The following is a 13,507-nucleotide window of genomic DNA, read 5'->3' as shown; positions in this document are numbered from 1 at the left end:
TGATGGTACTATAGGAAATTTTCAGCTAAATATAAATCATATATTCAACAGAATGGAAACATATTTTGGAAAAAGTGTTGTATATTACCGTGAAAATTCTGAAATTAAAAAAATTACATTCCGGGAACTATCAGAACGCATAAGGAAAACTGCAAATTATCTTATTAAAACTGGGATAGGTCCGGATGATACAGTGGCCACACTTTCCTGGAACACAATAAGGCATCTTGAATTATATTTTGCCGTTCCATTAATTGGTGCCGTGCTTAATACAATCAATATAAAATATCATAGGGATGTTATAAAAAATATGATAAGGGAGAATAATGCAAAGCTGATATTTTACGAGGGAATTCCTGAGGATATTCTTGAAGGGATAAATATAAGGTCAGTAAAAATGGATCAGGCCTTTGATGATAATATATATTCATCTGAAATTGAAAAAAACTTCCCGGATAATAATGAAAAAAATGCGGCGATAATATGCTACACATCAGGTACAACGGGCAATCCCAAGGGTGTGGTATACACACACAGAAGTATTTTTATACATTCATTATCACTGCTAGGCCATGACTCAATAGCACTTTCAAGGCAGGACACATCACTTGTCATGGTTCCAATGTACCATATATCAGGATGGGATATTCCATTTGCCGCGGCACTGATAGGTTCAAACCTAGCCCTTCCGGGTGTTCATCCAGACCCGCCAGATATAGTTAATATGATTTCATCATGCAGGGTAAATAAGGCCTTCGCCGCACCCGCAGTGTGGACATCAATTATTGAGTATTCAATCAGCAATGAAACCGGCCTGGAGCCATTAAAATATGCAGGTATTGGTGGTGCTGAACCTTCAGATTATATAATTAAAACACTCATGGAATCTGGAATTGAAACATGGCATTTATGGGGGATGACCGAAACTGAGGCAATAGCAACAATTAGCAAGCCGGAAACCGGAAATGTGCATAACCAGGGGATACCCATGCCTGCATTTGAAATAAATGCAGTGGATGAAAAAAATAATAAATTGCCGTGGGATGGGAAAAGTACAGGTGAGCTCCTGGTGCGTGGAGCCTATGCCACATCCGGATACTTCCATACCGATAGCACTGATAAAATTGTTTATATGGATGGAAAAACATGGATAAGAACTGGGGACATTGTTAAAATTAATCCTGATGGTTCAATAAAAATTGTTGACCGCGACAAGGATTTAATCAAAAGCGGTGGTGAGTGGATATCATCAATAGACCTTGAAAATACCATTATGGAGCATCCAGGAGTACTGGAGGCGGCAGTCATAGCAAAAAAGGATGATAGATGGGGTGAAAGACCGCTGGCGCTGGTTGTAAAAAAGGCATCATACAGGAAAAAGCTGGACAAAAATTCACTAAGGGAATATTTAATATCCCTGGACAGGTTCCCTAAATGGTGGATTCCTGACGATTTTTATTTTGTTGATGAAATACCTAAAACCGGCACTGGAAAATTTGATAAAAAACTTTTAAGGTCAAAATATTCAAAATAAACCGTTTTAATAAAATATTAACAAAATGCCTGCTGGGAATATTTAAATACAAATTGCCTATCGGGCAGTATGAAGGCTAAGTTATTTTATGGTATGGTGCACCTTCCAGCACTTCCCGGTTCACCAGAATCAAAATACACGCTTGGTGAGATTATAGACTATGCCAAAAAGGAGGTAACCGGTTTTAAGGATGCAGGTTTAACCGGAGCTATTCTTGAAAATATCAATGATTACCCATTTTATAAGGATAAAATTCCGCCCATAACGGTGGCTGCAATGGCCGCCATATCACAGGAGGTTAAAAAAATACCGGGAATTGAAATAGGGGTTAATATATTAAGGAATGGCTGCACCGAGGCATTAACAATAGCAACACTGTTTGATTTTAGCTTTATAAGGTGCAATGTGCTTTCAGGTGCCTATGTTACAGATCAGGGTATTATAGAGGGAAACGGTGCAGATTTATTAAGGTATAAAAAATACCTGAATTCTAATGTGAAAATTTATGCCGATGTGCATGTAAAGCATTCATATCCATTATATAATGTTCCAATAGACATAGCGGCCGAGGATTTAAGCGAGCGCGGCGGGGCAGATGCAATCATTGTTTCTGGATCAAGAAGCCCTGTACCACCAGAGGTTGAGAGGGTCAAGGCCGTTAAAAAGGTAATTAAGAAGCCGGTTTTAATTGGAAGCGGAATATCACTTACAAACTTCTATGATTATGTTGATATTTCAGATGGCATGATCATAGGTGAGAGCGACTTTAAGGAAAATAACATATCATGCGGGCCAAGTGACTTTAAGGCTTATAAGAAACTAATGGAAGAATATAAAAAACTATGATTCTATGACCAAGATAATTATAGATTGCGATCCGGGCCATGATGATGCCATAGAGATGTTGCTTGCCATGGCTGATGAATATGCGGAAATACTTGGAATATGCACTGTGGCAGGAAATCAAAGCCTTGAAAAGACAACATTAAATGCACTTAAGGTTATTGAGCTTGCTGGCAGAAAAGACATTAATGTATATCCGGGTTCGGCAAAGCCTATTATGGGGAATTTAATAACGGCACCAAACATACATGGAAATACAGGGCTTGATGGCACACTTTTCAGGGAGCCAACTTTAAGGGCATCAAAAACAAATGCAATTGATTTTATGCACAATGTACTTAGAGAGCAAAAAAACGTTGTAATAGTTACAACAGGCCCGATAACAAATCTGGCAATACTTCTTCTTGCATACCCCGAGGTTAAAAAGAACATAGACCGCGTTATATGGATGGGTGGTTCTTATTCCATGGGAAATATCACACCAGATGCTGAGTTTAACGCATACAATGACCCGGAGGCATTGAAAATAGTCTTAAATTCAAAATTAAATTTCACAATGGTTACCCTTGATGTGACACATAGGGCACTGTTTACCATGGATGATATTAACAGAATTAAAAATATGAATAATAAGGTCTCAGAACAGGTTTATGAACTGTTAACGTTTTTTTATAAAACATATGAGGAAAACTTTTCACTGGGTGGTGTTCCAATACACGATGCATGTGCACTGGCAGAGGCGCTTCATCCCGGAATAATAAAATCAAAATTATTGAATGTTGAGGTAAACACATCAACGGGGCCAAGCCGGGGCAGAACCATAGTTGATATTTATAACGTCACCGGCAGGGAAAAAAATGCCCTTGTTTCCATGGATATAAATGTTGAAGGATTTAAAAATTATCTTTTCAATATGCTTGAAAAATACAAATAAATTTGAAAAATTCTGTTTATATATTATAAAATATTTTATCCTTTTAAATGATGATTGTATGTATGAAAAACTTTGTTGAAATATATGATAAGATAAAAAGCGCTGTTCCGGAGCATCATTTTGAATTTAAGGATGACCCGTTCTGGATACTTATAACAACAATATTATCGCAGAGAACAAAGGACGCAACCACCGATGCTGCTGCCAGGAATCTTTATAATAAATACCATGACTGCTATGGTCTCGCCGGTGCAAAACCTGAGGATGTAAAGGAGATAATAAGATATGTTGGTTTTAGCAATGTCAAATCAAAGAGGATTATAGAGGTTGCCAGATTAATTATGGACAAATATAATGGAAGTGTTCCTGGCAAATATGATGAATTAACAAAAATACCCGGGGTGGGAAGCAAAACAGCAAATATTGTTTTAACACAGGGGTTTAAAATACCTGCAATAGCGGTGGATACACACGTGTTCAGGATATCAAACAGGATCGGCCTTGTTCACGAGAAAACACCGGAAAAGACTGAGGAGGCCTTAAAAAAGGTTATACCAGAGAAATATCAGATAGAATTTAATCCGGTATTTGTTGAATTTGGAAAAAGCATATGCAGGCCGGTAAATCCAAAATGCAATATATGCCCAGTAAATAAATGCTGTGATTATTATTCTAATGTTTACCTTAAAAAAATTAATGAAAAAAATAAAATAAAGGCTTCAGGTACACTAGGGAAAAAAAATTAAATTAATATTTTAAAAAACTATAAGGATACTGAAATTAAATAATTTTTTTCATAATAGATAAAATTTTTGATAAAATAAATTTTTACATGGATTTTTATATGTTATCCTTATATTAATGTATGGCAAATAATTTAAGGAGGAACATACTTGGCACCAGTAGATTAATATGGCAGGGATGGGGCATGACTGCACCGGCGGCAGATATAGCGTATCTCCTTGGTGGCATAGCACTGGTTGCTTTAGGCGCAACCCCACTATCAATATTAATTGGCTTTCTTATTTATCTAACGATTCTTAATACCTCTTACAGGTTTTCCAAAAAATATGTATCAGCGGGAAGTGATTTCACCTATGTTGGCAAAAGCCTGGGAGGTTTCATGGCAGCATTTGAGGGGTGGAATTTATTCTTCGGTACAATGTTTGCCTATGCAGGTTTTGGGATGCTTGGACTTGCAGGATTTTTTGACATATTTGATGGCAAAATAGTTACAGGGGGATTGTGGATTCCCATAGTTATAGCATTGAATATTATAACATTCTACATACTTTATAAAGGAATCAGATTTTCAACAAACTACCAGATAATAACGGGAGTGGCAGAATTCGTTATTCTAATTGCAGGTGGCATAGGACTGGTTATCCTTGCCGGAAAGAACAATACACTCGCTGTTTTCTCACCATTCATAGCCAGTGGTGGCATATCAGGATTTTTACATTCTCTGACACTTTCAATTGTAACATTTATAGGCCTATCAATTGCATTAACATCATTATCAGAGGAGACACATATTCCAAGGAAAACAGTTCCAAAGGCATTATTAATTTCATCATTTATCATTGGAATAACCATAGTATTTCTGGCATATGCCATGACAGTGGCCTGGGGGCCGTCAAAAATGGTTTCATTTGGCAATTCAGTTGATAATGGTCTTGTATTATTTAGAAAGCTTAGTCCGGTTATGTTTATATTACTGTTTATTTTTACTGTTAACAGTTTCATGGGAAATAACATATCCATGGGAACCTCAATGACAAGGATTTTTTATGCGTTTTCCAGGGATAATATAATATTCCCAAAGGCATTTTCAAAAACTGACAGTAATGGCACTCCAAGAAATACCACATTTTTTATTCTGGGAATATCAATATTTCTGAGCATAACATTCGGACTTATTTTTGGACCAGTAAATGGTGGATATGTTCTACTGTTTTCTGACGCATTCTTTTCATTCCTGATCAGATCAATATCATCAGGTAGCCTTATAGTATCAACATTTAAATCCGGAAAAATGACCAGGAGTGCCCTTTTTGGATATCTTATAATACCGGTTATATCAATAGGGTCCCTTATGGCCGTGTTTGCATCAAATTTTTTCCCACTTCCGACATATCCATATAATTACGCATCAATTATTGGAATATTGATTATTGCAATAATATTTATTATTACACTGTATAAATATATAAGAAATCCAGAATCATTAAGCAGTGCCGGTTCGACGACTGCTGATGACATTTCAGAGGGATTAATAGAATAATTAAATTCTTAAATTAAAGCAATTTTTTATTTTCAGCATGTTTTAAATACTCAAATATCTTTATAAATATGTGAAAAAAACCTTAATTAAAATACCACCGGAATTATGCGTAAAATGCAGGGGGGCAAAGATGCTCTGCGGCCTTTCATACTGTCCTGTGAATATTACAGGAAATATTAAAAAAATTTATAATTTTTCCGGAAACGATATAAGCGGTTCATCACCACCATCAATATTTGTTGGCCGTTATGGGTATCCAAAGATTGGCGTATATCCTTCGCTTCCACCCTATACCGGCAACACGGCATTCCTTGAGGACGAATCACAGTGGCTTAAAATGAATTTAAATGATTTCATATCATCCAGGCTATCACTCTTAAGGGGCAAAATTATGATGGATGTTAACAGCGCCTCAAATCCAGATTACACACTTCAGGACATTCAGCTGACATCTCTATCAAAAAATCCGGTTAATATAGAAATGAGGGTATCAAAATCTTTTAACAAGGATATTATTCTTGATGAAAACATAACCCCGATGGGGCCTTCATCACCTGTGGATTCCATAAGTTATGAGAATTATAAAATAGATAATAGAATTGAAAAGGTCTATTATGATGTGGACCTGAAAGCATCTGATGGAATAATAAAACTTTACATGAAGGGATTAAATATTAATGAAATTTCAAGGGCATTGAGCACGGGCTCACTGGGACTTCAAAAAAATAGAAAAATTGTGCCAACAAGATGGTCAATAACAGCAGCGGATGAAACGGTTTCAAACAGGCTTGTGGATGAATTGAAGGATTACAGTGCCATAGATGAATTTCTTGTTTTTACCAGAAAAACCGATGGAAATCTGTTCATGGGAATTTTATGCCCAGGTAACTGGATGTTTGAGTGGGGGGAATCATGGTTTCCTGGAAGCACATGGAATTATTTTGGAAACTCGGTTGAAATTGAACTCGACTATGAGGGCTATTATGGCAGAAAGACCTATCCCGAAATTGGTGGGTGCTATTATTCATCAAGGCTTGCAGCGGCAGAAAAATTAATAAAAATGAGAAAACAGGCCTGTGTAATGCTATGGCGTGAGATATATCCTGGCTTTAACATACCGCTTGGCGTCTGGTATGTGCGTGAAAATGTCCGTGAAATGTTTAATTCAGTTCCTGAGAAATTCTCTGACCTGGAATCCGCACTAAAATATTTATCGGGATACAGCAGGGTTCCCATTGATAGCTGGATTCACAGGTCTAATAATATAAAATATATAAGGAGTAATCTCGATGCATATTAACAGAAAAAAAATAATAATCAATGAAATCAATGCAAAACACGCACTGGGAATATCGGGAATGAAAGAGCTCGATTACACGCTTAATCCATACTTGGGATGCCTGCATGGATGCCTTTACTGCTATGCCATAGGTATGAATCCAAAAAATATTGCCGGTGATTGGGGAAATGTTCTTTATGTGAGGAAAAATATAACGGAAATTTTACAGATGGAGGCAAAAAAATATAAAAAGGGCATAGTTGGAATATCATCCATTACAGATCCATATAATCCTGTCGAGGGAAAATACAGGCTTACGAGAAATTCCATAGAAATACTCGCAAAAAATAATTTTTATGTAACATTGCAGACAAAATCCCCGATTGCCCTGCGCGATATTGACATAATAAAAAAATACAGAAATATCATTGATATAGGTTACACAATAACAACAATGGATGAAAAGATTAAAGACATGATAGAGCCATACTCACCATCTGTGAGATCAAGAATGCGTGCACTTAAAAAATTCTCTGAAAATGGCATAAAAACCTGGATTTTTATCGGCCCAATCATTAAAAATATAAATGATAATTTGAATGATATTTATAATATTATAGAATTTGCATCAAAAATAAAATCAAGGATAATTTATGATAAATATGTAAATTATCCCGGGCCAGGAAAATATATGGAAAACATCAATTATGGCATATCAGATTCAGCATGGTGGAATGATATGGAATTAAAAATAAATGGGATGTGCCATGATTTAAATGTAATATGCACATCAGAGCAGGCTGACTGGCTTTATGAGAGGGGTCAGAAAACATTATTTTGATTTTTCAACATTCCTTCTTGATAGCTCTGCAACAATGTCGCTGAATTTTATATCCTCATATGATAAATATACCAGTAAATGGTACATTAAATCAGCAACCTCATAGATAATTCTATCCCTGCCCTGTGCCAGCACTGATTCAACAGCCTCCTCACCCACCTTCTTTTTAATATTCTCCTCTCCAGATTTAAAGAGTTCTGTTGTATACGAATTCTCCCTGGGATGTTTTTTGGTTTCGTTAATTATATTTTCAAGGTCTAATATAAAGTCCAGTGAGTAGTCTATTTTTTCTTTTATATGCTGCGGTTCGCCGAGTTTTCTGTAAAAACATGTTTTATTTCCTGTATGGCATGCCGGCCCCTTTTGGTCAACCAGAAGCAGGAGCGAGTTGTTTTCGCAGTCGGGCAGTATCTCAATAATTTTCTGTGTGTTCCCGCTGGCCTCACCCTTCATTCTTATTCTATTTTTTGACCTTGAATAATAATGTGCATACCCTGTTTTAAGTGAAAGATCCAGTGCCTCCTTATTCATATATGCCAGTGTTAAAACATCTCCAGATTTGTAATCCTGAACAACAACAGGTATTAATCCGTCAACAAAATTAAGGTTATATTCTGACATTTACACCACGCTCCATCAGGTATTTTTTAATTTCATTTGCAGTATACATACCATAATGAAATACAGAACCTGCAAGGCAGGCATCTGCACCACTCTGTATTGCATTGTAAAAATCCTCCGGCGATCCGGCACCACCTGATGCTATAACCGGTATGTTCACATTTTCAGAAACTTTTTTTATTAAATTATAATCATAGCCCTTTCTTGTGCCATCGGCATCTATTGATGTCAGTAAAATTTCACCGGCACCAAGCTCCTCAACAGTTTTTGCCCACTCAACAGCATTTATGTTCCTGGATATCTCACCGCTGTTTGAATAGACCTCATAGTAACTTCCATTGAACTTAGCGTCTATTGCTATAACAAGATTTGATGACCCTATTTCATATGATGCCTTTTTAATAATATCTGGATTAATTATTGCATATGTGTTTATAAAAACCTTATCCGCCCCAAGTCTTATAATTTTTTTAATTTTATCAAGGGAGTCAATTCCACCGCCAACAGTAAATGGTATGTTTATGTTCTCGGCAACCCTTGATATTAAATCATATGTAATGCCACGGTTTTCATTTGTTGCATATATATCCAGAAAGACAAGCTCATCCATGCCCTGTTCCTCATATTTTTTTGAAAGCTTTACAGGGTCATCTATGGTCCTAATATCCCTGAACTTTATGCCCTTTACAACCTTTCCGTCCTTTATGTCAAGGGCACCAACAATTCTTTTGGCTAGCATTTAAAAACACCCTCATATATGGCCTTTCCAACAATCACACCAGAAAAACCCTTTTTTTCTAGAAATTTTACATCTTCCATTGTGGAAACCCCTCCAGCATATATAAAATACTCATCTCCCCAGAATTTTTTGTTGAAATCTATTTTAAAAACACCGTCGCTTTTTATTGATGTATAAATGAATCTTTTTATTTTATTTTTTAGGCTTAAATAAACATCAATATAATTTTTTGAAATATTTTTCCATCCATTTATGGCAATGTTTCCGTCAATAACATCCATGCTTGCCGTTATAAAATCTGTATTAATACTGTTTATAAAGCCACTGTCCATTATCTTTGTTCCAATAATTACACTTCCTGCTCCAATTAATAATGCATTGTTAATATCATTTAGGGTTCGGAATCCGCCGCCAACCTGAACAAACACACCCGTTTCTCTTATTATTTTTTCTATTATGCCTAAATTTTCAGGCCTGCCGGTGAATGCCCCATTTAAATCAACAATATGCATTCTGTTAAATTTTTCTGCAAATTTAAGGGCATAATTGAGTGGATCACCGTATACCTTAATGTCCTCAAGCCTTCCCTGGGTTAAAAACACCGCCTTTCCGTTATAAATATCTATTGCAGGGTATATATCTATCATATTAAATCCCTAAAATTTTTTAATACCTGTATTCCATTAATACCTGATTTTTCAGGATGAAACTGCACAGCATAAATGTTATCCTTTTGCATGGCAGAGGATATTATATTTCCGTAATCAGTGATTGCCACTGTATAGTCATTTCTTTCTGCATAATATGAATGAAGAAAATAGAAATATGATCCATTTTTTATACCTGAAAAGAGTCTTGAATCTTTTATTAATTCCACAGTATCCCAGCCAATATGCGGCACCCTATTTTTTGAGAGCTTCTTAATGCTGCCGCTCAGAATGGATAAACCTGATCCGGGACCCTCCTCACTTGAATCATAAAGGACCTCCAGGCCCAGGCATATTCCCAGATACGGTATTCCTGATTTGATTTTTTCAATTATTGTTTCCTTTATGCCTTCAATTGAATTCATTACAAAGGAAAATGAACCAACACCGGGAAATACAATTTTATCTGCCCTTTCTATTACATATGGGTCCCTTGTGATTTCTCCATTAACAATTTTGTTTATATTAAAAAGGTTTCCTGCCTGAGTATCTATGACTGCAATCATAACACACCCTTTGTGCTTTTTAATTCTTCTGAGACCTCAAGGGCCTGCCTTAATGCCGATCCAAGGCATTTAAATATATTCTCTGTAATATGATGCGGGTTTTCGCCATTCAATTTAATCACATGCATTGTCATGTTCATGGTTCTTGCCAGACCCCATAAAAATTCCCTTAATACCAGCAGTTCAAATCCCTCCTCATTATTAAAATTTACATTGAAATTAATATAGGGCCTGGAAATATCAAGTGATACCATTATTAATGAATCATCCATGGGCATTATGGATGTACCGAATCTGGCTATTTTTTTATCACTTGGATTTAAAAAAAGTCCAATGGTGATTCCTGCATCCTCCCAGAGATGGTGTTTCAGATCAAATTTACCACGTATTTTTACTGGTCTATTCATGTAAAAAAACAGGGTATTAAGCATGTGGTTTAATATTAAATCTCCGGTTTCTATGTCGTTTTTATCGCTATCTGTAATTTCTATTTTTGTTTCCTTTGTTTCCCTTATCATTTCCTCACCTCCATGGAATTTTTATGCAGTGGCATTCCCTCTATCTCAGCAAGCCTAATGCCGAGGTATCTATTCTCCATAAAATCATTTCTGGAGTTGTATGCAAACGAAATTTTTTTCATAAAATCTGTGACGGTTAAAACCGATGAAAATCTTGATGTTTTTCCTGTTGGAAGCAGATGGTTTACACCGGTAAAGTAATCGCAGGATGGCACCGGCGTGTATTCACCAATATATATTGCTCCAGCATTTTCTATCTTATCAACAATGTCAAGTGGATTTTTCGTTAATATTTCAAGGTGTTCTGGTGCAATATCATTAACACAATCTATGCATTCCTGTATTGTATCAAAAATTTTTACTTCTATATTTTCATCAGATATGGCATTTGCAATTTTTTTATTATTTGTGACAATCCATGACCTTGATGTCTTTCCGTGCTCAAGCTGTGATCTTAGGTCACTTATTAAATATTCCATATTGGCTGTTTCATCAGCCAGCACACATATCTCAGAGGGGCCGTAAAGCCCGTCTATGCCAACATCACCATATACCTGCCTCTTTGCCTCATTGACATATAAATTTCCAGGGCCAAAGATCTTATCAACCCTTTTCATGCCTATACCATATGCCATTGCTGCGATGGCCTGTATTCCCCCGATCTTGTATATTTCCCTGATGCCAAGAAACTTTGCTATGTAAAGTATATAAGGATTGATTTTTCCATTTACCGGTGCAGATGTTATAATGATATCCCTAACCCCTGCTATTTTAGCTGGCGCACTTATCATTAAAACGGTGGATGGCAGTGGTTTTGCCCCCGGGATATATTCACCGATTCTATTTATTGGCCTGTATATAATGCCATACATTGATGAATTTTTGAATGAAAAATTATTATACTGCATCTGTTTAACATGATTTTCATATATTCTTTTATAGGTTTCCTCAATTACCTTTATGTCGCTGTATGGTATTGCCTTTTCTGATTCGTTAATTTCCTCCTCAGTGACCAGAAAATCCCCTGAATAACCGTCAAATTTCTGGGAATATTCCCTTAAGGCCTGCATCTTTCTTTCTCTTATATCGTTTATAATTCCCGAAACATACTCACTCGTATTCATAATTGAAAACCTCCATATTATCCATAATCCTCCTGATTTCATCGAATTTAATCTTGTAAGACAATCTATTCACTATCAATGCTGCAGAAACATCCATAACCTTTTTTAATTCAACCAAACCATTTTCCCTTATTGTTTCACCTGTCTGAACTATATCGACTATGGCATCGGCCATCCCCATTACAGGGGCCAGCTCTATTGAACCAGATAGATGTACAATTTTAACATCTATGCCGTGTGATTTAAAAAACTTTGATGTTAAATTCGGATATTTTGTTGCAATCTTTTTGCCATTAAGGTCTTTAAGTTTATATTTTTTTGGTGCGCAAAGACTCAGCCGGCATTTTCCAAATTTTAGCTGTAATGGCATCATGACATCACAGTTTCTTTCCTTAATGACATCTGTTCCACATATTCCAAGATCTGCATAACTCTCAACATAGAACGGCACATCCATTGCCCTGGCTATTATTATTTCATTATCACCCTTTTTTATCCTTAACTTCCTTGACTCTGAAATTGAGAGATCAAAGCCTGCATTTTCAAAGGCTTTAATGCTTTCATCCATGAGCTTCCCCTTCGGTATTGTTATTATCATTTTTATAACCTCCTTAATATTTTGCTTAATACCAGTGTATTCAGGGAAAAACCACAGCCATTGCTGTTCTTAATTTTATAATTCCCTCCACCGCCTATAAAATAATCATCAGAATATATTTCAAATATTAATCCGCTGTAATAACTAAAATATCTTACAGTTCCGGGGTCTATGATTATTCTGTCATCGTTGACCGCTGATTTTATATTATTCAACAATTCTACATTTATGTCTGTACCCCTTGAATTGAGCATTTTTATTACATAGTCAATGTATTCCTTTTTTATCCCACTGTTTTTTATTGCATTAAAATCATTCATTTTTATGTATTCTCTTATCTTTTCATAATTTCTTTTTCCTATTTTGCCTGAGAATATGTTTGAAACACTTATGTCAATTTTGAAATCATAAATACCAAGGTTTTCAAGTGTTTTGATCAATACCCTTAGAATTTCTATATTCGATTTTTCCTCATTGACATTTATTAATTCAAGACCAGCCTCTATTTCACTTTCAAGGCTTCTTGATAGCTTTTCATATATATAGAATATCCTTGTATTCTCACTGAAATTTCTAAGTATAAGCCTCGATGTTATATCAGGATTTATAAGATAGAATTTATTGGCATAAACAAATGGAACACCATCACTAAAAGATCTTGAGTATTTTTCAACGGCCTCTGGAAATATTTCTATGTATCCAAAGGAGTCAAATGTATTTCTTATGCCTTTAATTACCCTGTATAGGTATATATCCGGATTCATCATAAAACCTGCCCGCATTATTTGTTCTTTTTTGCAATCTGTAAAGGTTATTTTGCAGGAGGCTATGATGATGATGATGTACACTGGCAAAAAAGGCTTTGTAGCTAACATTACCCACAGTATACATCATTTTCTCCATGATTGTTTATATAAGCATCTTATATAAATTTATTTAATATAAATAAAGACTTTAAATAAAGACTTTAGATCGGAAG

At 35.7% G+C, this 13,507-nt stretch carries 15 protein-coding genes; 7 read left to right on the top strand and 8 right to left on the bottom strand.

Going from position 1 to position 13,507, the window contains the following annotated elements:
- From AOG55_RS06855 to AOG55_RS06825, 7 genes are all read left to right on the top strand, one after another.
- A partial coding sequence (locus AOG55_RS06855) for an AMP-binding protein (RefSeq protein WP_055041073.1) occupies positions 1-1,534 on the top strand: 1,534 nt, incomplete at its 5' end.
- 69 nt (positions 1,535-1,603) lie between these two features.
- Entirely contained in the window at positions 1,604-2,380 is a 777-nt protein-coding gene (locus tag AOG55_RS06850) for a BtpA/SgcQ family protein (RefSeq protein ID WP_048102411.1), read from the top strand.
- Between the two features lie 4 nt (positions 2,381-2,384).
- Positions 2,385-3,311 (top strand): nucleoside hydrolase, encoded by a 927-nt coding sequence (locus AOG55_RS06845; protein ID WP_055041072.1) that lies wholly within the window; start codon positions 2,385-2,387, stop codon positions 3,309-3,311.
- Positions 3,312-3,373: 62 nt separating this feature from the next.
- Positions 3,374-4,057, top strand: a complete 684-nt coding sequence (locus AOG55_RS06840; RefSeq protein WP_054964504.1) for an endonuclease III domain-containing protein — start codon at positions 3,374-3,376, stop codon at positions 4,055-4,057.
- 119 nt (positions 4,058-4,176) lie between these two features.
- Entirely contained in the window at positions 4,177-5,595 is a 1,419-nt protein-coding gene (locus AOG55_RS06835; RefSeq protein WP_048102417.1) for an APC family permease, read from the top strand.
- 130 nt (positions 5,596-5,725) lie between these two features.
- The gene (locus tag AOG55_RS06830) at positions 5,726-6,895 is read left to right on the top strand and encodes an Nre family DNA repair protein (protein ID WP_231563455.1); all 1,170 of its coding nucleotides are present in this window, start codon (positions 5,726-5,728) and stop codon (positions 6,893-6,895) included.
- Entirely contained in the window at positions 6,885-7,715 is an 831-nt protein-coding gene (locus tag AOG55_RS06825) for an SPL family radical SAM protein (RefSeq protein ID WP_055041071.1), read from the top strand. The genes AOG55_RS06830 and AOG55_RS06825 overlap by 11 nt, the downstream gene beginning before the upstream one ends.
- On the opposite strand, the gene hisIE is transcribed toward AOG55_RS06825, so the two are convergent.
- The 8 genes from hisIE to AOG55_RS06785 are packed head-to-tail and all read right to left on the bottom strand — an operon-like array spanning position 7,707 to position 13,295.
- Complete coding sequence (gene hisIE / locus AOG55_RS06820; RefSeq protein WP_048102419.1) at positions 7,707-8,336, bottom strand: bifunctional phosphoribosyl-AMP cyclohydrolase/phosphoribosyl-ATP diphosphatase HisIE; 630 nt, start codon at positions 8,334-8,336, stop codon at positions 7,707-7,709. The genes AOG55_RS06825 and hisIE overlap by 9 nt on opposite strands.
- A complete protein-coding gene (gene hisF, locus AOG55_RS06815) occupies positions 8,323-9,075 on the bottom strand; it encodes an imidazole glycerol phosphate synthase subunit HisF (protein ID WP_055041070.1) in 753 nt (250 codons plus the stop codon). Before hisF ends, hisIE begins: the two co-directional genes overlap by 14 nt.
- On the bottom strand, positions 9,069-9,722 hold the full coding sequence (locus AOG55_RS06810; RefSeq protein WP_201779089.1) for a HisA/HisF-related TIM barrel protein: 654 nt from the start codon (positions 9,720-9,722) through the stop codon (positions 9,069-9,071). The genes hisF and AOG55_RS06810 overlap by 7 nt, the downstream gene beginning before the upstream one ends.
- The gene (gene hisH / locus AOG55_RS06805) at positions 9,719-10,288 is read right to left on the bottom strand and encodes an imidazole glycerol phosphate synthase subunit HisH (RefSeq protein WP_048102425.1); all 570 of its coding nucleotides are present in this window, start codon (positions 10,286-10,288) and stop codon (positions 9,719-9,721) included. Before hisH ends, AOG55_RS06810 begins: the two co-directional genes overlap by 4 nt.
- Positions 10,285-10,806, bottom strand: a complete 522-nt coding sequence (gene hisB / locus AOG55_RS06800; protein WP_054964052.1) for an imidazoleglycerol-phosphate dehydratase HisB — start codon at positions 10,804-10,806, stop codon at positions 10,285-10,287. Before hisB ends, hisH begins: the two co-directional genes overlap by 4 nt.
- Positions 10,803-11,930 carry a histidinol dehydrogenase gene (hisD, locus tag AOG55_RS06795; RefSeq protein ID WP_048102429.1) on the bottom strand — a complete coding sequence of 376 codons (1,128 nt, stop codon included), beginning with the start codon at positions 11,928-11,930 and terminating at the stop codon, positions 10,803-10,805. The genes hisB and hisD overlap by 4 nt, the downstream gene beginning before the upstream one ends.
- The gene (gene hisG / locus AOG55_RS06790; RefSeq protein WP_048102431.1) at positions 11,917-12,528 is read right to left on the bottom strand and encodes an ATP phosphoribosyltransferase; all 612 of its coding nucleotides are present in this window, start codon (positions 12,526-12,528) and stop codon (positions 11,917-11,919) included. Before hisG ends, hisD begins: the two co-directional genes overlap by 14 nt.
- 2 nt (positions 12,529-12,530) lie before the next feature.
- Positions 12,531-13,295 carry an ATP phosphoribosyltransferase regulatory subunit gene (locus tag AOG55_RS06785; RefSeq protein ID WP_055041069.1) on the bottom strand — a complete coding sequence of 255 codons (765 nt, stop codon included), beginning with the start codon at positions 13,293-13,295 and terminating at the stop codon, positions 12,531-12,533.
- Positions 13,296-13,507: the final 212 nt, after the last annotated feature.

It is taken from the genome of Acidiplasma cupricumulans, assembly GCF_001402935.1.
In the GTDB taxonomy this organism is placed as follows: Archaea; Thermoplasmatota; Thermoplasmata; order Thermoplasmatales; family Thermoplasmataceae; genus Acidiplasma; species Acidiplasma aeolicum.
Note: the sequence above shows the minus strand (reverse complement) of the source record. Positions and strands in the feature narration are given on the sequence as shown.